Annotated in this window: 15 protein-coding genes; 14 read left to right on the plus strand and 1 reads right to left on the minus strand. The window is 33.3% G+C overall.

Going from position 1 to position 25,132, the window contains the following annotated elements; all coding sequences use genetic code 11:
- Window positions 1–17 precede the first annotated feature (17 nt).
- The 6 genes from FA046_RS12430 to FA046_RS12455 all read left to right on the plus strand — a co-directional run bounded on the left by FA046_RS12430 (window position 18) and on the right by FA046_RS12455 (window position 10,125).
- A complete protein-coding gene (locus tag FA046_RS12430; RefSeq protein ID WP_136826842.1) occupies window positions 18–998 on the plus strand; it encodes an alpha/beta hydrolase in 981 nt (326 codons plus the stop codon).
- Between the two features lie 419 nt (window positions 999–1,417).
- The gene (locus FA046_RS12435) at window positions 1,418–2,938 is read left to right on the plus strand and encodes a T9SS type A sorting domain-containing protein (protein WP_136826843.1); all 1,521 of its coding nucleotides are present in this window, start codon (window positions 1,418–1,420) and stop codon (window positions 2,936–2,938) included.
- Between the two features lie 99 nt (window positions 2,939–3,037).
- Entirely contained in the window at window positions 3,038–6,172 is a 3,135-nt protein-coding gene (locus FA046_RS12440) for a SusC/RagA family TonB-linked outer membrane protein (protein ID WP_136826844.1), read from the plus strand.
- A gap of 10 nt (window positions 6,173–6,182) precedes the next feature.
- Window positions 6,183–7,811, plus strand: a complete 1,629-nt coding sequence (locus tag FA046_RS12445) for a RagB/SusD family nutrient uptake outer membrane protein (protein WP_225870925.1) — start codon at window positions 6,183–6,185, stop codon at window positions 7,809–7,811.
- Between the two features lie 21 nt (window positions 7,812–7,832).
- Entirely contained in the window at window positions 7,833–8,762 is a 930-nt protein-coding gene (locus FA046_RS12450) for a DUF5017 domain-containing protein (RefSeq protein WP_136826845.1), read from the plus strand.
- A gap of 127 nt (window positions 8,763–8,889) precedes the next feature.
- Complete coding sequence (locus FA046_RS12455; RefSeq protein ID WP_136826846.1) at window positions 8,890–10,125, plus strand: glycoside hydrolase family protein; 1,236 nt, start codon at window positions 8,890–8,892, stop codon at window positions 10,123–10,125.
- 561 nt (window positions 10,126–10,686) lie between these two features.
- Here FA046_RS12455 and FA046_RS12460 read toward each other — a convergent pair.
- Window positions 10,687–11,724 carry a LacI family DNA-binding transcriptional regulator gene (locus tag FA046_RS12460; RefSeq protein WP_136826847.1) on the minus strand — a complete coding sequence of 346 codons (1,038 nt, stop codon included), beginning with the start codon at window positions 11,722–11,724 and terminating at the stop codon, window positions 10,687–10,689.
- Window positions 11,725–11,990: 266 nt separating this feature from the next.
- Between FA046_RS12460 and FA046_RS12465 the strand changes: the two genes are divergently transcribed.
- From FA046_RS12465 to FA046_RS12500, 8 genes are all read left to right on the plus strand, one after another.
- Window positions 11,991–13,379: an SGNH/GDSL hydrolase family protein gene (locus FA046_RS12465; protein WP_136826848.1), complete on the plus strand. Its 1,389-nt coding sequence runs from the start codon at window positions 11,991–11,993 to the stop codon at window positions 13,377–13,379.
- A gap of 255 nt (window positions 13,380–13,634) precedes the next feature.
- Window positions 13,635–15,914, plus strand: coding sequence for an FAD-dependent oxidoreductase (locus FA046_RS12470; protein WP_136826849.1), 2,280 nt, complete (start codon window positions 13,635–13,637; stop codon window positions 15,912–15,914).
- 11 nt (window positions 15,915–15,925) lie between these two features.
- Window positions 15,926–18,466 (plus strand): glycoside hydrolase family 2 TIM barrel-domain containing protein, encoded by a 2,541-nt coding sequence (locus FA046_RS12475; RefSeq protein WP_136826850.1) that lies wholly within the window; start codon window positions 15,926–15,928, stop codon window positions 18,464–18,466.
- Window positions 18,467–18,561: 95 nt separating this feature from the next.
- Window positions 18,562–19,203, plus strand: a complete 642-nt coding sequence (locus FA046_RS12480; RefSeq protein WP_136826851.1) for a hypothetical protein — start codon at window positions 18,562–18,564, stop codon at window positions 19,201–19,203.
- A 26-nt stretch (window positions 19,204–19,229) separates the two neighbouring features.
- Window positions 19,230–20,432 (plus strand): T9SS type A sorting domain-containing protein, encoded by a 1,203-nt coding sequence (locus FA046_RS12485; protein WP_136826852.1) that lies wholly within the window; start codon window positions 19,230–19,232, stop codon window positions 20,430–20,432.
- 157 nt (window positions 20,433–20,589) lie between these two features.
- Entirely contained in the window at window positions 20,590–23,166 is a 2,577-nt protein-coding gene (locus FA046_RS12490) for a glycosyl hydrolase (protein ID WP_169303366.1), read from the plus strand.
- Entirely contained in the window at window positions 23,166–24,215 is a 1,050-nt protein-coding gene (locus tag FA046_RS12495) for a family 43 glycosylhydrolase (RefSeq protein WP_136826854.1), read from the plus strand. The genes FA046_RS12490 and FA046_RS12495 overlap by 1 nt, the downstream gene beginning before the upstream one ends.
- A gap of 2 nt (window positions 24,216–24,217) precedes the next feature.
- A complete protein-coding gene (locus FA046_RS12500; protein ID WP_136826855.1) occupies window positions 24,218–25,027 on the plus strand; it encodes a glycoside hydrolase family 16 protein in 810 nt (269 codons plus the stop codon).
- The last annotated feature ends 105 nt before the right edge of the window (window positions 25,028–25,132 follow it).

A 25,132-nucleotide genomic window follows, 5' to 3' on the forward strand; every position in this document is an offset into this window, starting at 1 on the left:
AAGTTTTATTTTACAATATGTGCAGCATCATTAAAGAAAGAAAACCATTAGTTTTAATTTCTCATAAAAAGATATTGTTTTTATTTATTTCAACTTTGTTGTTGAGCATTAATTCTTTTGCTCAAGATTATACCAAAGAGGTTGTTAAACTTTGGGATAAAAATAATATCCCTTTTAATAAGAAAAATATTACGCTAAAAGAGATAGTTGATTCTACAGGGAGAAGAATTAGTCAGATTTCAGAACCTGTTTTATATGTTTATCGAAAAAAGAATACAAATTCTGTTGGTGCGGCAATAATGTACTGCCCTGGTGGAGGTTATACTAATGTTAGTTTGGCAAATGATGGAGAAGGTTTTGCTGCCAATTTTCTTAAAATGGGTTTTGATGTAGTTGCTGTCTTAAAATATAGGCTTCCTGACCCTAGAATTGTAAACGAGCAAGAAAATATACCACTTTGTGATGCTCAAAAGGCTCTTTCTTTATTGCATCAAAACGCAAAAAAGTGGCAAATTAACAGGAATAAAATAGCAATTTCTGGAGGCTCGGCAGGTGGGCATTTAGCGGCTTCTTTAGCAAATTTAAAAGATAAAATAGTGGCTCCTGGAGTTAAGTCAAATGAATTAAAGCAAGCAGTATCGATATTGATGTATCCGGTAGTAACATTTAATTTACCACATAGACATGAAGGGTCTTATAACAAACTATTGGGGGATAAATCAAATGATCAAACTTTAATAGATTATTATTCTATGGAGAATAAAGTATCCAAAAAAACACCTCCAACTTTTGTTGTTCATGCAAAAGACGACCAAACTGTAACATACCTAAACAGTAGAATTTATATAGATAGCCTTAATAAATATCAAATAAAAAATAAATATGTTGAATTAGATAAGGGTGGTCACGGATTTGTATTTGATTTTAAAAAGACCGGTGTAGACTGGACCATTGAATTAGCACAATGGTTGCAAAATGAAACAGATTTATTTAAATAATTGAAGTTTTAGAAAATCAATATATCATAGAAGCTAATTTTTCTTTTATCATCATTTATAGATCTATTTTTAAATAGCATATTTTCTTTATCGTTTATTAAGGAAGTTCGTTAAGCAATAGTAACCTAATAAATCTATCTAAAAGGCTACTCAAATAAGTCTCAAACTACTTTTTTCTTCTACATGCACCAATTTTCACCCATATTGGTAGCTTATATTCCACCTTTCTGGCATTTCTACTCGCTAAATTTGGTATAACCAATTATAAAAGGAATCAAATATTTAGGTCTAAAAACTGATTTGTGAGCAAATGTTATTTACAGCATTTAAACATTCACAAATAGCAATTGCCTCAATAATTATATTCCTAATTCATAAACCAATTATTTAAAATAATATAACCATTAAACCAAATTAGCATGAGAATTAAACTTTTACTCTCTTTATTTTTTCTTTTAAGCTGTAAAATTGCTTCAGCACAGTGGGCTAATCAGGTCTCCACTCCTTGGGTTTACAATTTTACTAGTGGAACATCTGCCACAATTAATACAACATCTGCGGCTATTGACAATTCATCTACTAGCGGTTCACCATTTTTACCTGCACCACCGTCTGGTGTTTCAAGAGTATATGCACCTATTACAACTGGAAGTGTTTATACTTTAGATAAAGCTGCCAATACTTTAGTTATGGTTCCTTCATCTACTTCAGGTATTTCAAAATTTTCTGTCTATGATGTTACAGGATCAAGCCCTATAGTTACAGCATCTATTACGCTCAACATGGGGCGAGTTGGAGCCACAGCTCCAGCAAATAATTTAGCTTACAATTGGATATTAGGTAATAGAGGTGCAAACGGTAAAGCAAGTAATTTATTTAATAATGCATCCTCTGGTTTTAATGCAGCAGGTGCAGATAGTAGTTTGTTTACCTCAATAAGGCTTATTTATAGCAATACCAATGATAATTACACTGCGGGTTATAGATCTAGTGGGGGCTCCAGTAATACGCACACTACTTTAAATGGTGGTACATTAAGTCCTGATGTGGATTATAAATTAGAAGCGTTCATTAATAATTCTACTGTTTCTAAAACTTATACCAAAAACGCTACCATTTATACAGTGCCAGCTGGTACTTTTCATTTATGGATTACAAACTTAACAGATGTTTCTCCTGATCCTCCTCTTCCTGCAGTTAGATATTCCGTTGGGGCTAATTTCGACCTTCCAAAATCAGTAGAGACAGCTCCAGGACCTCCAACTGCAAACGAAACTATGCCAGCGGACGTTTCAATCAATTCATTTCTAGTTCAGGCTGCATCTAATACATCTAATGCTGGTAAAATTACCATTACTGGCGGTATGAGTTTAGCGTATGATTTATCTACCCTTCCTGTTACTTTAACTTCTTTTAAAGGAGACGAACAAAACAACGTAGTCAATTTAAATTGGAGAACAGCCTCAGAATTAAACAATGATTATTTCGAATTATTAAGAGCTGGTGATGACAGAAATTTTGCAAGCATTGGTAAAGTTTATGGTAACGGTACCAAAAATCAAAATAGTGATTATTATTTCAAAGACAAAGCTCCTTTAGCAGGTAATAACTACTACAAATTAAAGCAAGTAGATTTTGATGGTAAAACAACTATTCATGATGATATTGTTTTCGTAAAAACTTTAGCTAATGCAGCAACTTTAGCAGTAAGCAGTACTAAAAATGCTGACGTGAATGTAAATATTTTAGCCAATAATAATTCAAAAGCAACCTTGGGTTTTTACAATACCAATGGGCAAAAAGTATTTGAAACTAATGTGGTATTAAGCAAAGGCTTTAATCAATTCAACTATAATGTAGGCACTTTAAATAGTGGTGTTTATGTAGCCAAAGTATTTGGAGACGGCTTACAATTAGTGACCAAGTTTTTAAAAGATTAAGCGTGTAATAATTAAACCTTATAAATAAACTTATTGTATAAAAACTCTTTTTACACAATAAGTTCTTAAACGAAAACCAAACAATTAAACCAACTAATGATGATTAAAAGAATTTTTTATTTGTTACTGTTGCTATTTGCCTTTCAAGGCTTATATGCCCAACAGCAAACTAGGCAGATAACCGGAAAAGTATTAGAAGAGGGTACAGATTTACCACTCCCAGGCGTTAGTGTTTCTGTAAAAGGCACCACTGCAGGTGTAGTTACAGATGTTAATGGAAAGTACACCTTAAGGGTGCCACAAAAAAGTGATGTTGTTTTACAATTTCGTTATTTGGGTTTTAATACCGAAGAAGTAATTGTAGGCGATAAAAGTACAATAGATATAACGCTTCAAGCAAGCGCCGAAGCATTAAGTGAAGTAGTAGTAATAGGCTACGGCGAAGTGCAAAGAAGAGATGTTACAGGTTCTGTAGCAACTGTAAATATTGAGGATGTACAGAAAGCACCAGTTGGCTCTGCAGTAGAAGCCTTGGCAGGTAGGGTAGCGGGTGTGCAAGTAACATCAGAAAGTGGGCAGCCAGGTTCTAACTTAAATATTGTAATTAGAGGAGCAAACTCTTTAACTCAGGATAACTCTCCGTTATACGTTATTGATGGTTTCCCTACAGAAGATGCTAATGCAGGAACTCTAAATCCTGCAGAAATTGAATCTATAGAAGTATTAAAAGATGCTTCTGCAACGGCAATTTACGGCGCTAGAGGTGCAAACGGAGTAATTTTAATTACCACCAAAAAAGCTAAAATTGGCGCACCTACTATCAATTATTCAGGCTATTACGGTTTGCAGGAAGTAATTAAAACAGTGGATGTGATGAGCCCTTATGAATTTGTAAGGATGGAAGCAGAAAGAAATCCTGTAACTATATTAGCTAGTTATCTTAGAGATGGAAAAACATTAGAAGATTATAGAAATGTAGAAGGTACAAATTGGCAAGATTTGATGTTGCGTACAGCGCCCATGCAAGATCACTCCATCTCTATTTCTAGCGGTACCAAAAACACAAAATATACCCTTAGTGGAAACCTTTTTGACCAAGATGGTATTGTAATTAATTCTAATTTCAATAGAAAGCAAGGTAGATTTAACATCGATCAAACTATCAATAATAAGCTTAAAGTAGGTGGAAACGCTTTATATTCTTCTTCAATAACTACGGGTACAAACCCGGTAAATCCAGGAGGTGCCGGAACCGGTAATTCAGCCATGAGTGGATTGTTTTACAGCGTTTGGGGTTATTTTCCAGTTTCGGCAAGTGGAGTAGATTTAGTGGATGCCTTAATAGATCCAGAAATTAATCCAACTGTTGATTATAGAGTTAATCCAGTATCTTCAGCAAATAACGAGTTAAGAGAGTTTATTGATAATAGATTAACCGTAAATGGTTTTTTTGAATATGCCATTACTAAAGATTTAAAAGCAAGAATATCAGGTGGTATTAATCAAAGTAAATCAGAACGTAACGTATTCAATAATTCTAAAACCAGAGGTGGTAGTCCTTTTGGTTTAAACGGTGTAAACGGTTCAATTACCTTTAATGATAACAAATCCATCTTAAATGAAAACATTCTTACCTACAATAAAAAAATCAATAAAAACAATTCTATAAATGTAGTTGGCGGGGTTACTTTCCAAGAAAATACATTAACTAGTAATGGATTATCGGCTATTCTACTTCCAAATGAAAACTTAGGTTTAACTGGTTTAAGCCAAGGAGTACCACAACCTATTGTTTCTACCTTAGGCGAATCATCTTTAATGTCTTACTTAGCAAGATTTAATTATAGTTACAAAAGTAAATATTTGTTAACTGGCTCTTTTAGGGCAGATGGTTCTTCAAAGTTTAGAGAAGGGAATAATTGGGGTTATTTTCCATCAACTTCATTTGCTTGGCGTATGATCGATGAAGATTTTATGAAAAAACTACCAGTTTTTTCTGATGCCAAATTACGTGTTGGATATGGAGTTACGGGTAACAATAGGGTAAATGATTATGCCAGCTTTAGCGGATTAAATTTTGATTTTTTTGGAGGATATTATTCATTTAATAATGCCCTTACCCAAGGTGCATATCCAAGTTCTATTGCCAACCCTGATTTAAGATGGGAAACAACTGCACAAACCAACCTAGGTTTAGATTTAGGAATTTTAAAGCAAAGAGTATTGGTAACAGTAGATTATTATAAAAAAGTTACTGATGATTTGTTATTAAATGCCTTATTGCCATCATCAACTGGCTATGCATCAGCGTTTAAAAATATTGGTAAAACTTCTAACGAAGGTTTAGAATTTAGCCTTAATACAGTAAACATTGCTACCAAGAACTTTAACTGGACAAGCTCTTTTAATATTTCATTTAACAGAAGTAAAGTATTAGCGTTAACAGAAAACCAAGAGAGTATTACCAGTACCATGAACGTGGATATTGATTACAGAAATCTGCCTTTATATATCACTAAAATCAATCAACCTATAGGTCAGATGTATGGTTTTATTTGGGATGGTATTTATCAATTATCTGATTTTAATGTATCATCAAGTGGCACATTAACCCTAAAAAATGAAGTCCCAAACAATGGTGATGCAAGGACTATCATTAGACCAGGTGATGTAAAATATAAAGACATTAATGGAGATGGACTTGTAAATGATTTAGATAGAACTGTTATAGGAAGAGCTTATCCAATGCACATAGGTGGTTTTACTAATAATTTAAGATACAAAAACTTTGATTTAAACGTGTTTTTACAATGGTCTTCTGGTAATGATATCATGAATGCCAACCGAGTATTTATGGAATCGGGTAGAAGACCAGGAACTAATCAGTTTGCAACTTTTGCCAACAGATGGACTCCAGACAATAACAGCACTACCATGCATAGATTAGGTGGTCAAGGTCCGGCAGTTTACTCTAGTAGGTTTGTAGAAGATGGCTCATTCTTGAGGTTAAAGACTGCATCATTAGGTTATACCTTACCAACCAGTTTTGTTAAAAAGATGAAAATCAAATCTGCTCGTTTATATGTGTCGGCTCAAAACTTAGTCACTTTTACCAATTATTCTGGGTATGACCCAGAGGTAAGTGTTTTATACAGCCCACTAACACCTGGATACGATTTTTCAGCTTATCCTCGTCCTCAAACTTATGTATTTGGTTTTAACATCTCGCTTTAATTCTATTTCGATGATTAATAAAAAAGAAAAATTAGAGAAAAACTTTAGAAGATTTTCTTTAAACAAATTGAATTTAAAAAGAACAATCTACGGTGTATTCTTTATGCTAACTGTAGGTTTAATTTCTGGCTGTGAAGATTTTTTAGTAAAAGACCCCACATTTATAGCTAAAGAGAATTATTTTAAAACCGCAGCAGATGCCAATACCGCATTGGCAGGAGTTTATGATATTTTAGGTAGGGAGCAAACTTTTGCTGGTCAAAACGTATCTCATTATACATTGTCTGATGAAGGTTTTTATGCCAGAACAGCCACAACCGGAGTATTTGTTTACAATTTTGATGCAGCTAATAATGATATTGCTAACCTATGGAGATTGTTATATGAAGGAATAGAGAGGGCTAATATTTTAATAGAAAGAATAGACCAAGTAGATATGGACGCTACAGAGAAAGCGGCCATAAAAGGAGAAGCAAAATTTTTAAGAGCTTTCTACTATTTCTCTTTAGTTTCAGATTTTGGTGATGTGCCTCTAAGAATTATACCTACTCCATCAGTAAACAACGTAGATGTACCTAGAGCACCACAAAGAGAAGTGTACAATTTTATAGTTACTGAGATGGAAGAAGCCGAATCAATGGTTAAAACAGCTACCCAAATTGGTTTTGGTGGTAGAGTTTCTAAATCTGCAGTAAGAGGTCTTTTGGCAAAAGTTAATTTAAAAATGGCTGGCGCTCCTTTAAATGATCCAAGCAGGTATGCTGAAGCTTTAAAGTGGGCCAGAAAAATTGTTTTTCCAGATAGTGGCCCTGTTGAGCATAGCTTAAACCCTAATTTTAAACAGATATTCACTAATCTTGCTTCAGATAGATATGATGTTAGAGAGTGTATTTGGGAGGTAGAGTGTTTTGGTAATAATTTAGGAACATTTGAAGGTGGACGTTTTGGAAATACTGTTGGATTGGCTAATAATGATGATGCTATGGGCTTTAGCTTTGGTTTTATAAATGCTAATGCTAAACTTTACAATAGTTATGGCGCAACAGATACCAGAAGAGATTGGACTATCGCATCTTACAGATATAACTATAATACTATAAATGGAGTACCAAAAATGCGTGACTCTACTTTCTGGACTGGTGCCGAAATTTATAACAGAAATACAGGTAAATACAGAAGATCTTACGAAGTTGTTAACCCTAGAAACAAAAATTACACGCCTATAAACTTTCCAATGTTACGCTATTCTGATGTTTTATTAATGTTAGCTGAAGCTGAGACCGAAGTAAACGGGCTTACAGCTGTAGGAAGAACAGCATTAAAGCAAGTTAGAGACAGAGCAAATGCAAGTGATGTAACTACTTTAGTATCTGGCCCAGAAGAATTAAAGCTATTAATTAAAAATGAGCGCTTTTTAGAACTAGCTTTTGAAGGCAATAGAAAGTTTGATTTAATTAGATGGGGTATTTTTGTATCTACCATGAATCAATTAGGCAGTGATATTCAAGCAAATGCCCCTGCAGCTTTTAAATACGCTTCAAATGCAGGAAGAAACATCACCTCAAGAAATAATTTATTTCCAATTCCATTGAGAGAAACTTCTTTAAACAAGGCTGCAACTCAAAATCCAGGATGGTAAAATTTAAAATTTGTAACTAAAATGAAAAAGATATTAATTGTACCAATTTTATTAATGCTTTTTGTAGCATGTAATAAAAAGGAAGTTCCAGAGCTAGATTTCTCTGTAAGTACCGAAAGAAGTAGTTATCGTGTAGGAGATACTGTTAGATTTTTATTGTCAGGTAACCCAGATCAAGTGGTGTTTTACTCTGGTTTGGCAGGTAGTAAATATATTTATAAGGATAGAACAAAAGCAGAAAGTGATAATATTACTTTAGAATTTAACTCCAACAGAAGATTTGGTGCTGATGCGCAACAACCGCTATCAATCAGGCTTTTAGCTTCTCAAAAGTTTAATGGATCTTACTTAGAAGCAGATATTAACGAATCAGCAGACTGGGTAGACATTACTTCGGCTTTCACTTTTTCAGGTAATCAAGCTAGTCAAGATACATATGTTAATTCTGGAGTGGTTAACTTGTTAAGTTTAACTAGTTTGGGTTTAACCATTGATAAAACTAAACCTATTTATTTTGCATTTAAGTTTGTTGGTAATACTGGGAGTACCCAAAGAACTTGGAGACTAACAAAATTTGATATTAATTTAACTGCTCCAGACGGACAAGTACTACCCGTTACTAATATTGGAGGCGCTGGTTGGACATCAGTAAAATTTGGTGCTTCTCCGGCAAACTGGACATTTACTGCGGGTACTAGCCTTTTAACAATAGCAGGAGGTAACGCAACTGCTTTAAATAACCAAGTTTGGGCGGTTACTAATCCAATTAATCTTGTTAATGTTGTGCCAGATAAGGGTACTCCACTTAAAAACATGACCACAAGAGTGGATCAATACAACTTTATTTATAACCAACCAGGTACTTACAAAGTAACATTTGATGTATTTAATATCAATGTATATGGCGAAAGTAGAACAGTTAAAGATATAGACCTTATTATAAATCCATAATCATAAAACTTTATTCTTTAGCGCTATCCACACAATTTTTTAAGTGTAGATAGCGCTAATTTTAACCGCTATTTTAGATAGTATAACATTTTATTGCCCATATAATAGTATTAAACACTTTAAGTTCATGAAAACTAAATATCTGGTTCTTATTGCCCTTTTCATTTCAAATGTCGGATTTGCTCAAAAAAACACCGATATAAAAATCATTAAAACTCTTTCTCTTGCAGATAAACAGTATAAAAACATGCTTAACGTATCTCAAGATTTAAATTGGTATCCAAGAACGCAAGCTAAAGATGGTTCTTTAAAATATGTAGAGATTAAAGACTGGACAGGAGGCTTTTGGCCAGGAAATCTTTGGTACATGTATGAACTAACTAATGACACTTATTGGAAATATTATGCCACCAAATGGACAGAATCTTTAGAGAAAAACCAATTTAATACCTCTAACCATGATTTAGGTTTTATGATGTATTGTAGCTACGGTAACGCTTATAAAAATACTTCAAACCCTAAGTATAAAGAAGTGCTAATTCAATCTGCAAAATCATTAATGAGTAGGTTTAGCCCAATAATTGGAAGTATAGAATCATGGAATTCTAGAATGTCTTGGGACGGAAAAACCTTTTGGGATTATCCAGTAATTATTGATAATTTGATGAATTTAGAACTGCTGTTTTTTGCATCCAAAGAAACAGGAGACAGCAGTTTTAAAGATGTGGCCATAAAACATGCAGAAACATCTTTAAAACACCATATCAGACCAGATTTTAGCACTTACCACGTAGTTAATTACGATACCCTCTCCGGTAAAATGTTACACCGTCAAACCTGCCAAGGTTATGCAGACAATTCTACATGGGCCAGAGGGCAAGCATGGGCTATTTACGGTTACACCATGATTTATAGAGAAACTAAGGACAAAAAATTCTTAAATGCCGCTATTGGTTTAACAGATTTCTTTTTGCAGAATAAAAATTTACCGAAAGACCATATTCCGTATTGGGATTTTAATGCCAACCAAGAAGGTTACAAACCCGATTTCAAATATGATGAAAACGAGTATAAAGTAATACCCCGAGATGCTTCTGCAGCTGCAATTGTAAGTTCTGCTTTGCTAGAACTATGCAAATATGTTCCTGAAAAGAGAGCTAACTATATAAATGCAGCAAAAAATATGCTTCAATCGTTAAGTTCATCTCAATATTTGGCAAAAGCAGGCACAAATAACAATTTTTTATTGAAGCACAGTACGGGTAGCTTACCTCACAATCAAGAAATTGATGTGCCTTTGGTGTATGCAGACTATTACTATTTAGAAGCGCTTTTACGTTATAAAAACATTAATAAACAATAAACTATGAGTGTTTGAAGTATTTATTTATATAGCTATTATTGTTTTTAAATATGGTTGGTAAAGTTTAATTTGTGATTAATTCAATATCTACGCTATAAATAATTAGTGAAACAAAAATATAGCTTTTGTATGCTTTACGCTAAAGAGGGAATAGAACTTTGAAATTGTTTGTTAAAATTAAAAGACTTAAACAGCCTTTTAAGTAAAACTGTAAAATTAAATGATTTGAATAAGCCAAAAAATGTTTTTTATCTAAATTTGGGGTCTAAAACTTATATCCTGAAGGTTTAAACAAGTGTTTATTTTAATATATAAACGAATCTTTATTTGATAAAAACGTTAGATTTCAAACCAAAAATAAATGGATCTAAGCGTTAAAGAAAGCGTTTTAAATGGTCCATATAAACCCTGTAATGGTACAAAACAAAAACCTCTTTTAAATTCTAATTAAAAGGGTTTTTTTGTTTTATAAACGTTTATAATAATTGATTTTTACTAGTTTTTAAAACTAGAACTGAATTTTATAGTCAGGGTATTAATTTAAGCCGCAACTACAAAAAATTAGTATTTAGCAATATGGTTTTTTACCGTAGAATTTCTAATAATAAGCTCGGTCTCTAAAATTTTTGTGGTGGCTTTCCAGTTCTCAACATCTCTATTAATTTGTTCAACCAGCATTTGAATCGCTGATTTACCTATCTCTTCAATAGGTTGTGACATGGTACTTAAAGACGGTTCTATTAATGCCGAAGCATAATCATCGCTAAAACCAATAATTGCAATATCTTCTGGTATTTTTAATTGATGTTGTTTAATAACCTGGATAGCTTGTATGGCCGTAGGGTCATTTATTGCAAAAATTGCATCGGGTGGATTTTTTAAGCTCAACAAATGTTTAACATAAATATTCACTTTATTAATTGATAAATCGTATGAAATAATTAATTCATCATCTACAGGGATATCATGTTTTTTAAGAGCATCCAAATAGCCATTCAATCTTTTTTTACTGATAGATAAAGAGCTTGGCCCAGTTAAATGAGCTATTCTTTTTTTGCCAGTTAAAATAAGATGTTCAACTGCTTTAAAAGCGCCTTCATAATCATTCACAATTACTTTAGGTACAATCATTTCTTCGCATACGCGATTAAAAAAAACAATCGGAATTCCCTTTCTTTGAAACACCTTTAAATGGTCAAAATTTAAAGTCTCTTTGGTGATAGATACAATTAAACCATCAACTTGGCTGGCCAACATTACTTTTGTGTTAGCTACTTCTGTTTCATAAGATTCGTTAGATTGAGAAACAATAATATGATAGCCATTTAAAGCGGCTTCTTCTTGCGCTGCCACCACAACTTTAGGAAAGTAAGAACTTCTAAACTCGGGCACCATTATTCCTATAGTGTTGCTCTTACTGGTAATTAAGCTAATAGCCAGCATATTACGCTGGTAGTCCATCTTTTCTGCAAGTTCTAATACTAATTTTTTAGTATGTTCATTTACATTTGGATGATTTGTAAGTGCTCTTGAAACCGTTGATTTAGAGATATTTAATTCTCTAGCAATATCAAAAATTGTGGTTTGGTGTTTCTTCATCTACATACAATTTAAAACAAGGTAATAAATTTTTAGCTATTGGGATTACTCCCAATAAATGGGAACGCTCCCATAAAATAATAACCACAACAATTGACTTTTTTTTATCATCGACTTATACTTTTGGATATTCAACAATAATAAATTTTCCAAATACTGTATCATTATACTTTTAGCCAATTCTTTTTATAGATGCTTTTTTGTTGAGAAACTTATAAGAGCCTAATTAAATAGGTAAGGTTAAATAATAATTAAGAATTGAAAATATGAATAAGTTAGTTCTTTGTTTTTTTACCTCTGTTATTTGTTTACTGTGCTTAGTTTTTAGGGTTGATGCCCAGCAATCTCAAAAAAGCAGTTTAATAGAAGCCAGTCAGGCTGGCGCATCACCTTTATTTTTTAAAGTTAACAATCCCAATACTCCAATTATTAGTTTGGGAAAAAGGAGTTATCCGCTTGAATTTTTTTTAAGAGGCGGCTTACCAAATTTTATCTACAAGGCAAATAAAGGAGATTCTTTAAAATTGGGTTTTATTGGAGGTAGTATTACCAAAGCAGATGACCTTTACAGAACGCAAATTGCAAAGCATTTACAGAAAACTTTTCCTAAAGCTAAAATGATAGGTTTAAATACTGGAGTTTCTGGAACAGGATCTGATTTGGGTGCGTTTAGAGTTACAACGCAATTATTAGCTTATCAGCCAGATTTAGTATTTATAGAATTTGCGGTAAACGGAGCCTTTGCGCCTGGTGTAGAAGGTATTATCAGGCAAATACGAAAGCATAATTCTAAAACAGAAATATGCTTACTTTATACCATTAGTGAAGGCCAAGCAGAACAATATGCCAATGGAAAAATATCTAATAACATCAAAAATTTAGAAAAAATAGCAGAACACTACCAAGTACCATCGGTACATTTTGGTGCAAGTATTGGTGTAATGCAACAAGAAGGAAGCTTGATTTGGAAAGGCAGCGGCAACAGTGAAAAAAGCAAAATAGTTTTCTCTAATGATGGTTTACATCCTACTAAAGATGGAGGAAATTTATATGCTGCTGCAATTGGTAGAGCTTTTGAGCTGATTAAGATGCAGAAAACAAATCAAAAGTTAATCAGTTATGAACTTTTAAGTCCTTTATTAAATGAAGATTGGGAAGATGCAAAAATGCTTGATCCAAAAGATTTTGCATCATTTAAAGGAGATTGGATTACTATAAATCCTGATACAACATTAACAATCAATAAGTTTAAACCTTGGTTTCCTTATGTAATGAAGGCTGCAAAACCTGGTTCAGAATTTACTTTTAAATTTAAGGGAGATGTTTTTGGTTTATTTGATATTGGTGGCCCAGAGGTAGGAGAGATAGAGATTTTTGTAGACGAAGAAAAAGGTGCTGATAGTTTAAAATTTATAAATAATAGGTTTAATAAATTTTGCAATGATAGATATCGCGGGCAATATTTTAAATATAAAGTTCCTTACGGCGAGCACATTGTTAGGGTTATAATTTCTCAAAATATTCCAAATAAGCAACAAATATTAGGAGATTCTCAGCTATCAGATATTACTGTAAACCCCGCCAAATACAATCAATCTGTAATTTATTTAGGTAAAATATTGATTAAGGGAGAACCTATGAGTTTGAAAAAGTAAATCCCCTTTCATACATCAAAATTATTTTAACGCTCCACAAAACTAAATTTTACTATCAAACAACTATCGTCTATCACAATTTAGCTTTTGGGAACACTCCCAATAATTGGGAACGCTCCCGAATAATTTATAAGGTTTACAAAAGCTTATTTTTTTTTGCACTATGTACTTTTGATTCTATAACCAATAATTAAACTTAAATCTATTTACCCTAAGTAGACTAAGATTAATGTTTAATATTTTTTATCGAAATATATGTTAAAAGAAGATTTTAGTTTAGATAGAGCATTAAAAAACGAGAAAATAATCACCGATTTTTTAGTTGTAGGTGGTGGCATGTCGGGTATTTGTGCAGCCATTGCAGCAGCTAGGATGGGGTTAAAAGTAATTCTTATTCAAGACCGTCCGGTTTTAGGTGGTAATGCTTCTAGCGAAGTAAGACTTTGGATATTAGGGGCTACATCACACATGGGAAATAATAACCGCTGGGCCAGAGAAGGAGGAATTATTGATGAATTATTAGTTGAGAATTTATACCGCAACAAAGAAGGTAATCCTTTAATATTTGATACCATACTTTTAGAAAAAGTTTATCAAGAAGAAAACATCACTTTACTATTAAACACCGCTGCTTTTGAAGTAAGTAAAAATGATCAAAATAATATTAGTAGTGTAAAAGCATTTTGCAGCCAAAATTCTACTATGTACACCATCTCATCTCCTTTATTTTGCGATGCATCTGGTGATGGTGTTTTAGGTTTTTTAGCTGGAGCCTCTTTTAGAATGGGAGCAGAAACCAAAGATGAGTTTGGAGAAGGCTTTGCTCCGGATGTAAAAGATTATGGTGAACTACTAGGTCACTCTATTTATTTTTATACCAAAGATACCGGTTTACCAGTAAAATATGTTGCTCCAGCATTTGCCAAAAAAGAGGTAGGATCTTTACCAAGAATCAAAAACTACAAATTAAAAGAGTACGGTTGTCGCTTATGGTGGGTAGAGTATGGTGGAAGGTTAGATACTATACATGAGTCAGAAAACATTAAACTAGAACTTTGGAAAGTTATTTATGGCCTTTGGGACCATGTGAAAAATAGTGGTGATTTTCCAGAAGCAGAGAATTTAACTTTAGAATGGGTAGGTACAATCCCAGGAAAAAGAGAAAGTCGCCGTTTTGAAGGCGATTATATGATGGTGCAGCAAGATATTGTAGAACAAAGACAACATGAAGATGCCATTGCATTTGGTGGTTGGGCAATGGATTTACACCCTGCAGATGGTGTTTATAGCGATAAAAGCGGTTGTACACAATGGCATGCTAAAGGAGTTTACCAAATACCATACCGGTGCTTTTATAGTAAAGACATTGATAATTTATTTTTAGCGGGTAGAATTATAAGCGTTTCTCACGTAGCTTTTAGTTCAACCCGTGTGATGGCTACTTGTGCTATGGGCGGACAAGCAGTAGGCGTTGCGGCATCTTTAGCCAAAAAATCGGGCCTCAAGCCCAGAGATTTATCTACAGGAGAAAACCTTAAAAAACTACAATTAGAATTGAATAAAATGGGGCAGAGTATTCCTTTTATTCCTTTAATTGATGAGAAAAATCTATTACAATCTGCTCATATTAAAGCATCTTCAGAACAGCGAATACAACAACTTCCAGATAATGGCAATTGGTTAACTCTTGATTTTTCTGCCGCTCAAATGCTGCCATTTAAGCGAAAAGAAAATTATAACATCAGTTTTAAAGTAAAGGCAGAAGTAGCTACTTCCTTACAATTTGAGTTTAGAACAAGTTCTAAAACACAAAACTATACGCCTGATGTAATTTTAGAAAAACAAGCAATTGCTTTAAAAGCAGGCGAACAGATTATTCATATTTCCCTTAAAAAATCTCTTAACGAAGATCAATATGCTTTTTTAACTTTTCTTAAAAACGATGACGTAAGTATTAAATGTAGTGAAACCAAAATATCAGGTGTAATTGCAGTACTTAACAAAACCAATAAAGCAGTTTCTAACTACGGCAGGCAAGATCCACCAGCGAATATTGGTGTGGATTCATTTGAATTTTGGACACCTTACAGAAGACCTCAAGGACAGAATTTTGCTTTCCAAATTAGCCCGGCCATTACTTGTTTTGAAGTAGAAAACCTAAATAATGGTTATTTAAGGCCATACAATAGTCCTAATGCCTGGGTTGCCAATACAAACGATAAAAATCCAACAGTTCAAATTAACTGGGATAATGAGGTAACCATCAATGAAATTGTTTTAATGTTTGATACAGACCAAGATCATGCTTTAGAATCATCATTATACGGGCATCCCGAAGATGTTTTGCCATTTTGTATCAGAGATTTTGAATTAAAAAGTGATCAATCTACAGTGGTTTACAGCGTGAAAGGTAATTTCCAAACCATCAATAAAATAAAATTAACAGCACCATTAAGAACTAAAGAACTGATTTTAGAAATGAAAAATCCTTCAGAAAATGTTCCTGCTGCTATATTTCAAATCTTAATTTATTAAAGATTCAGCAAATGAAATTATTTGTCAGATATATATTCTTGCTGTTCTTTTACTCAGTTTCATTTGCAGCATCAACAGATACGGTTTCTTTAAACGGAAGTTGGAAATTTAAAACCGACCCATATAAAAATGGACTAAGCGAAAAGTGGTTTAGTGCAGCTAACAATAAAGCAAACTGGGATAATATGCAGGTGCCCGGTAATTGGGATTTAAAAAATGAATATGCAGATTATACTGGCGATGCTTGGTACAGTTACACTTTTGAAGGTAAAGAAAATTGGAAAAATAATCATGTTCGGTTAGTTTTTGAATCAGTTTATAATGATGCTGAGGTATGGCTAAACGGCAATAAATTGGGTGAGAACCATTTCGGTTTTTTACAATTTTATTTTGATATTTCTAAATATCTACTCACAAATAAAACCAACCAAGTAGTTGTAAAAGTTAATAATGTTTTTAAAAAGGGTGCAATTTGGAATTGGGGCGGAATAAGAAGACCGGTTTGGTTAGAAATTTCAAACCCAATAAGAATTAATCAAATAGCCATTACTTCTAATCCTAATCTTAAAAAATTAAATGCTACTGTAAATGTTAAAGTAGATTTAGCCAACTACAGCAAAAGTGATGCGGATTTAAGTTATGAGGTGAAACTGTTTTATCAAAATAAAAACATCTATTCATCTGGCATACAAAAAACTTTAACGCTAAAAGCTGATGAAAGTAGCGTCTTCATAAAAGCCATAAATCTATCATCGGCAAACACTCATTTGTGGCATTTTGATCATCCACAACTCTATCAAGCTCAAATAAGTATTTATCAAGGTAAAGAGTTATTGCATTCTTACGCCGATAAATTTGGGATTAGAAAAATTGAAGTAGATGGCATAAAATTGAGATTAAATGGTGAAGAAATAAGGTTAGTAGGTTTTAATCTGGTTCCTGAGGATAGAGTTACAGGGAATACCCTTCCGTTAGATAGAATTAAAAAGATGGTAGATATGATGAAAGAATCTGGTGCTAATATGGCGAGGATGAGTCACATGTCTTTACCAAAAGAGTTTTTAGATTATTTGGATGAAAAGGGCATCATGACTTTTGAAGAAGTAACGCTTTGGGGTAAAGATGTGCTGGTAGACCCTGCAAATCCGCTTCCTAAACTATGGTTAGAGAAACTAATTAAGCAAGAATTTAATCACCCAAGTATTATTGGTTGGAGTGTGGGTAATGAGATAGGGGCCTTAAAAAACAATCCATTAGCTAATGAATACATTAAAGGAGCTATTGCAAATGCTAAAAAATTAGATCCAAATCGTTTGGCAGTTTATGTTTCTAACTCGGTGCAAAGCCAAGATAACGACCCTATGGCTTACAGCGATTTAATTATGCAGAATACCTACGGTGGTTGGTTAAATGCTGCCGAAAAAGCACATAAACAGTTTCCAAATAAGCCATTATTTATGTCGGAATTTGGTTTAAATCTAATTGGCGAAAATTTAGAAGCTGACGCTGATTTTAATAAAATGTTAAGCGGTTTAAGAACCAAAGATTACATTATTGGCGCTTCACTATGGACATTTAATGATTACAGAAGCAATTATTGGTCGGCAATAAAAGGCTGGGAATCGCCACCATCACATAACCGTACTTGGGGTGTGGTAAATACATTTTTACAAAAAAAGAAAGCTTTTTATACCATACAAAAAGAATTTTTACCGGTAAAAATTGAAAGCATTAGTTCTAATACTAATCAAAATTTGTTTTCGGGTAAAATTGTATTGAAACCTAAAGCAAAGCCAGATTTTCCAGCGTATCAATTAAAAAATTATCAGTTTTTGATTAAAGCCCTAAACGGAGATCAAGAAACTAAACAAGTAGCGGTTAAGCTACCCGTTTTAAATCCGGGAGATGATTCAAAATCTTTTGATTATAGCATTTCATTGCCAAATACCTCAACAGCTGTTAAAATAGCTTTGCTTGATGCTCAAAATTATTCCCGTTTTGATACTATAATTTATGTGACAGTGCCTTTGGTTGGTAAAATTAAAGCAGTGCATACCAGTGCTACAGCCGCTAGAATCATATTCGAAAAAAATCCAACTGTAGCATATTATACTTTAAAATACGGGGAGAAAGATTTAGATAAAGAAACTGCTGCAATAAGCGCCAATAACTTTATCGATTTAAAAGACCTTAAAGCTAAAGGGACTTATCAATATCAATTGGTAGCACATAACAATAAGGGAAGTAAAAGTACCGAAAAGGCAACTTTTACATTAGATGAGAGCGAGTTACCACCTATAATTTGGGGAGTTGAGCCTGTTAAAAACGGGTTTTTTATCTCTTTTTCAGGCGATCTTTTAGATTATAGATATGAAGTAGAATATGGTACAGCCTCAGGTAAATATGATAAGCTGTTAACCATTAACACACATGGGGTTTTGCAAATACCAAATCTTGAGGCTAATAAAGAGTATTTTTTTAGACTAAGAAGGGTTTTGCAGTGGGGTTTTGCAAGTGAATGGTCTCATGAAATGACAACTAAAACTTTGTGATTAGTTTTTTTGGGATAATATTTCATACAGCGTTAAAAGCCAATAGTAATAGTGAAAAAACCAATTAAAATTTTAAACCATTTAATTAAATCAAAATGAAAAAAGTAATTATTCAAGCAGCATTTTTTATGCTACTCGCACTTACCTCTTTTGCTCAAAAATCAGAAACAATTGTTTCTTGGAATTTTTTTACCCAAATAGATGGTGGAACTGATAATTCGGTGCCTTCTATTATGAGTGCCGACATATCATCTAAAGGAATCGTGAAGGGCAAAGGCTTATCAAAAAACAATGAGTTTAAACAGCCAAAATATTGGGGCGCAAAAGGTTTTTCATTTGATAAAAATGGCCCAGAAGATGGCATCAAAAAAGAGAAATTTATTACTTTTTCTTTTATTACAAATGCGGCAAAACCACTTTCATTAGATGAGATTAAACCCCTAAGAATCAAAATATCTTCTATAGGTCCGGTTAATTATACTTTCCAATATTCTTTTGATGGAGTGGAGTTTAAAGATATAACAACGATAAAAGTTGATAACCCAGTAAAATTCTCAGATTTAATTACCCCTGCTGTTAAATTATCAGATGTTAAAGATTTACAAAGAATTGCAACAGGTAAAACTGTTTATATGAGAATTATTCCGTGGGGAGCAAAAGGTAATGAGTATAACGATTGTTACTTAGGCAGTTCTTACGATTATGCCGCTTTAACTGTAACAGGAAACTTCAAATAATCATTTAATTATAAAACAAAATAATCATGAAAAAATTTCTACAATTCAACGCTTTAAGCTTAATGCTCTTTATAGCATTGGCATTTTCTAATTCTAGAGCTCAGGCACAAGTTTATGCCTCTTGGAACATGTTTGGCCAGTCAGGTTTTGGCGTAAGCCCATTAGCTCCAACTGTACTTTCTGCCGATGCTGTTGCAACTGAAGGTTTAACCAGAAGTGCTAATTTAAGTACTGCATCAGCTATAGCCGCTCAATCAAACAGATGGGGAGGCGAAACTAGCGCTGGTACATCAGCAAACGCTATTAGTACTCCTCGTTTCTTTACTTTTGCCATTACACCAGCAGCTACTAAAACACTTTCATTTGGTAGTATATCTGCTATTTCGCTTTACCTTTCGTCAAATAGTGCAATTAGTTATTTGATGCAATATTCTTTAGACGGAACCGCCTATACAGATATTACAACTCACAGTATAACTAGGCCTACTACTTCAGGTAATCAAACTATTCCAGCTACAGATCTTTCTGCTATAACAGCTTTGCAAGGTGTAACAAGCGCAACAACGGTATATTTTAGAATTGTTCCTTTTAATGCAGGTTCTCCAGCAGTTACAGATTTTAACTTTGTTTACTTTGGTCATGGCACCAATACAACAGCTTTTTCAGTAAATGGTCCTGTCACTTTACCAGTTAAGTTATCCTCTTTCACCTCTTCTATCCAAAACCAAGCGGCATTTTTAAAATGGACTACAGAGTCTGAAGTGAATTTCGATTATTTTTCAGTAGAGAAAAGAGATCAAAACTCAGAATTTAGAGAAATAGGTAGAGTGGCTGCAAAAGGTGGTAATGGTAAAACTTTATATAGTTTTTCTGATAAAAATATTTCTTTTGAAACCAGTTATTACAGACTTAAAATGGTTGATAAAGATGGAACTTTTGAATACAGTGATGTGATTGATGAAGCCTTAATCTCTTCAAATCAAGCGCTATCAATTTGGCCAAATCCAGCAGTTAATCAAAATGCTAAAGTGGCTTTTAAAGAATTGTCAATAACATCAAATTTAAAAGTTATTGATTTATCTGGTAGAGTAGTCATCAATCAGCAGTTAAAAAAAGGTACAAGTAATATCGAGTTAGATTTGAGTAAACTTAACAATGGTCAGTTTGTTCTTTTATTAGAAAGTAATGGCGCAAAGCTCGATTATTTAAAGTTTTTAAAAGAAAACTAGTGTAAGATGCTTGTTTGCATCTTATTAATTGGTTCCGGAAATGGCGATTTATCCCAATCTCCATTTCCGTTATAAACTTTTTGCTTTAAAGATTCTAACCAGATCAAATCAATTTATAACCATCAGCATACTTGAAATTAAATTCAACTCTATTATCATGCGGAGAATTAATAATAATGTAAAATACACCATTTTAAGTTTTTTAATGGGGATTTTATCTTTCAATTCCCTCTTGGTAAATGCACAATCAACTAAAAAAGGATTGTGTTTAGGCGTAAGCACTACTGATTTTTCGTTAAAACTGCGCTTAACAAAATCTACATGGCATTATGGCTGGAACTTAAGAAAAAGTAGTTTACAGCCAGTAAGTGTGGAATTTGTACCCATGATATTTGGTAATCCTAGTGCCTCAAGTTATACTTATTTAGATTCGGCATACAGAGCTGGAGACTTTACGCATTTATTAGGTTTTAATGAGCCTGATGCTGCTGAACAAGGTAATGTTACAGTTGAGCAAGCAATTGCAGCATGGCCAAATATGGTAAATTTAGGTATTCCTTTGGGTAGCCCTGCTGCAACCAATGCCGAAGGGGTTTGGATGACTGAGTTTATGAGCAGGGCAAACGCCTTAAATTATAGGGTAGATTTTGTTACTTTACATTGGTATGGTGGTCCAAATGCGGCAAACTTTTTAGCATTATTAAATAGGGTTTATGCGTTGTACAATAAACCAATTTGGATAACCGAATTTGCCATTGCTGATTGGTCTGCTACGCCTTCAAGACCAAATATATATTCAGAACCACAGGTTCTTGATTTTATGAAAACTGTTTTAACGGCTTTAGAAACACCAGAATATAGTTTTGTACATCGTTTTTCTTGGTTTTCCAAAACCAATATATCTCCTGATAATACAAGTCCATTAGGTAAATCACTTTTGTTTGATGGTGATGGGGGGCTTACTTATTTGGGTCAATACTACGCTAATCATAAAATAGCAACACCTAGGGTTGCATTGGTTAACCCATTAATTGCATGGAATGTGTTTGGCCAACCATCAGTTGGTGCACAGAACATTATGCCTACCACCTTAAATTCGGCTTTAGAAACTAGTGGTTTTGTTAGAGGGGCAGGGGTGAATTTAACGTCAAGTACCAATACTAATATATGGGGAGGCTCTGGTTGGTCAACAGAAATTATAGATGTTGGTCCTGCTATTTCTCAAGGTAAATACATTGATTTTAATATATCGGCGAAAGCAAATAAAAGTTTTTCATTAAGCAAATTAGGGGCTTTAAAGATCATTACCAACTCTACAGGGCCTATTTATTTTAAGTTACAATACGCCATAGATAATGGTGCTTATAAAGGAATAACTACTTTATTTGTTGACAGACCAAGTGCTACTACTGTTTTTTTTCTAGATGATGTTGATCTTTCAATATTTCCTGATTTACAAGATGTAGCTGCCGGCAAAACGGTAAAATTTAGGATGATTCCTTTCGGCGCAACATCAGCTTCTACAGGTGTTTTTTACATAGGGAGCAATGTTACTGCTAACAATAATTCAAATTCTTTAGGTTTTGAAGGAACAATTAAAACAATACAAACCGGCGCAACTACTGAGTTGGCTTCATGGAATTTTTTCAATCAAACAGGTGGCGGTACACAAGCCATGGCGCCTACTTTTTTAAATTCATCTTTAAATTCTTCTGGATTAATTAAAGGGAGTGGTGTAACTAATGTTACTGCAACAACTGATAGGTTATGGGGAGCAAGAGCATGGTCTTTAGATTTAACAGGACCAGATGCCGGCATCACTGGTAACAAGTTTTTCACCTTTAGTTTTACACCAAAGGCAGATAACTTTGTGTCTTTCACAGAAATAAATCCATTTAAAATTAGGATATCATCACTAGGGCCTATTAATTATTCTATCCAGTATGCCATAGGAAACGAAGCTTTTAAAGATATAACGGTTTTAAATATTATAAGACCATCCACAACATCAAATTTCACCCTACCAGTTATAGATATTTCAGGCATTTCAGAACTTCAAAATGTATCGCCTAATAAAACAGTAAACTTTAGAATTATACCATGGGGAGCTACTAACAATGAATTTAGCCATTTTTACTTAGGAGATTTAACAAATGTTAATTCTTTTGGTATTAATGGTTCTATTGCAAATGTGCTTCCCGTAAAACTTAAAAGCTTTACGGCTAAAAATGTAAATGATAAAGTAGTTTTAAAATGGCAAACTAGCTCAGAGATAAATTTCAGTCATTTTATTATTGAAAGAAAAGTGGGAAATGGTGATTTTAAAGAGCTTTCTAAAGTTAAATCTGCGGGGTTAACTAGTGGGAGTAATTATAGTTTTACTGATGATTTTGCATCTTTTGAAACGCATTATTATCGTTTAAAAATGATTGATTTTGATGGTACTATTGCTTATAGTTACATTCAATTTGCCAATTTAAATAACTTTAAAAATCAAAGTCTTAGCTTATACCCTAATCCGGCAGTTTCAGAAGTTACGGTTTCATACCCAATTGCAAACCCAAACAGCAGGTTAAAAATAATAGGTATTGATGGTAAAGCACATGCTGATTATCCTTTAGAAGTGGGCAGCATTAACAAGAAAATTGATGTTTCTGATTTAGAAAAAGGCTATTATATAATTATTTACAATAACTCTTCATCCTCAAAAGGGCTTAAATTTATTAAAAACTAATGCGAAAAAATCAAGGTTATATTTTATTGTTGGGTATAATAATATACTTTTTTAGCTCCTATCAAGCAGTAGCTCAACAAAACAAAAACAACCAATTTAAACCAGGTTTACCGTGGTTAGATAATAATGGAATTCCTATAAATGCTCATGGTGGAGGCGTTTTATTTCACAAAGGAACTTATTATTGGTACGGTGAGCATAAATTACCTAATAAATCAGAAAAAGAAATGGCTGATGCCGGTATACACTGTTATTCTTCTAAAGATCTTTTGAATTGGAGTGATGAAGGCTTGGTATTATCAGTAAATTTTGACGACCCCAAAAGTGAGATTGCTTACGGTTGTATTTTAGAAAGACCTAAAGTTATTTTTAATAAAAAAACTAAAAAGTTTAACGCCTTTTTTAAATTTTATCCTAAAGGAACAGGTTATTTAAAAGGTTATATAGGTGTTGCTACCGCAGATAAACCAAATGGTCCTTTTAAATTTCAACATAAATTTTTAGGTGCCGACTCTGATTTTGGTTCAGGAGATTTCTCGATGTTTAAAGATCAAGATCACACCGTTTATCACCTTACAGTAAGAAAACCTGATAAAACTTTTGTAATAGGCAAACTACGTGATGATTACTTATTCACGGTACCAAAAAGTTATCATTTAGCCGATGGAATAGAAAAGCATACAGAAGCGCCAGCTGTTATTTTTCATAACAGTAAATATTATTTGATAGGTTCTGGATCTAGTGGTTGGGAACCCAATGCGGCAAGGTCTTATGTAACAGATGCGGTTACTGGTAAATATACAAACCTAGGAAATCCGGTTAAAGGCATTAATCCACATAATAGTTTAGGGCCTGAGAAAACATTTGGCGGACAAATTTCCTATATCATTAAAGTACAAGGAAAAAAGGACGCTTACATTGCCATGATTGATGTTTGGAAACCCAATGAACCAATTAATGGATTGTATATATGGCTTCCGTTAACCTTTAAAGACGGAAAACCAGAGATCATCTGGAAAGACAATTGGGATTTAACCATATTTAAATAATTATGAAACGATATTACATTCCTCAGTTTTGCTTGGGACTTGTTTTTTTAACAGCAAGTTGTTCAAAAAAGGTATCAGAGAATAAAATAGCTAATGAAAAATCTAAGGCTGAAGTGCCGTCAGGATTTGTACCTCAGGGATATAAATTATCCTTTAATGATGAGTTTGAAGGAAAAAGCTTGGATATTACTAAATGGGATTATAGGTTAGCCGCTAAAATTGGTGGGGGATACTCTTCAAATCAACTAGAAGATAATGTTTCTATTAATAACGGGGTTTTATTGGTAAAAGGAGTTTTTAAAGACCCCAAAGCTGGCGGTATAAATTCTGGCGGCGGTGTGATTTCTAAAGCTCATTTTAGATATGGCTATTATGAATCTCGAGTGAAAACTCAAGATGGTCCATTTTGGCATTCATCTTTTTGGACCTATAATACCAAAGACAAAACAAGAGCTACAGAAATTGATGTTTTTGAAAGAGATTCTGAATACGATAAACCAGACGGCATTATTAAAATAAGACAAAATGTAATTCAGCACTCATCAGGCAAACCCATCACTTTAAAAGGCAGTATTAAATTACCGCTCAATTTTGATCCATCAGCAGATTATCATATTTATGGGATGCTTTGGGAAGAGAATCAAGTAACTTTTTATATTGATGGTAAATTAACCAATACCATTTCATACCCTGCAAGTAAATATCCGCATGATGATACCGCCATTTGGTTATCAATGATTGCTAGAAATACAGCTACCGCCAATACAGCTTGTTATTTTGATTATGTAAGATTTTATTCGAAAACCAATTAATATAACTCCAAGTATGGATGGAAGAAGAAGGCTTGTATTTTTAATTCAGATTTAATTAGAATCTAAGAAGTAAATAATTTTTGTTTAAGACATATATCTAATAGA

It is taken from the genome of Pedobacter cryophilus (assembly GCF_005116455.1).
Taxonomy (GTDB): domain Bacteria; phylum Bacteroidota; class Bacteroidia; order Sphingobacteriales; family Sphingobacteriaceae; genus Pseudopedobacter; species Pseudopedobacter cryophilum.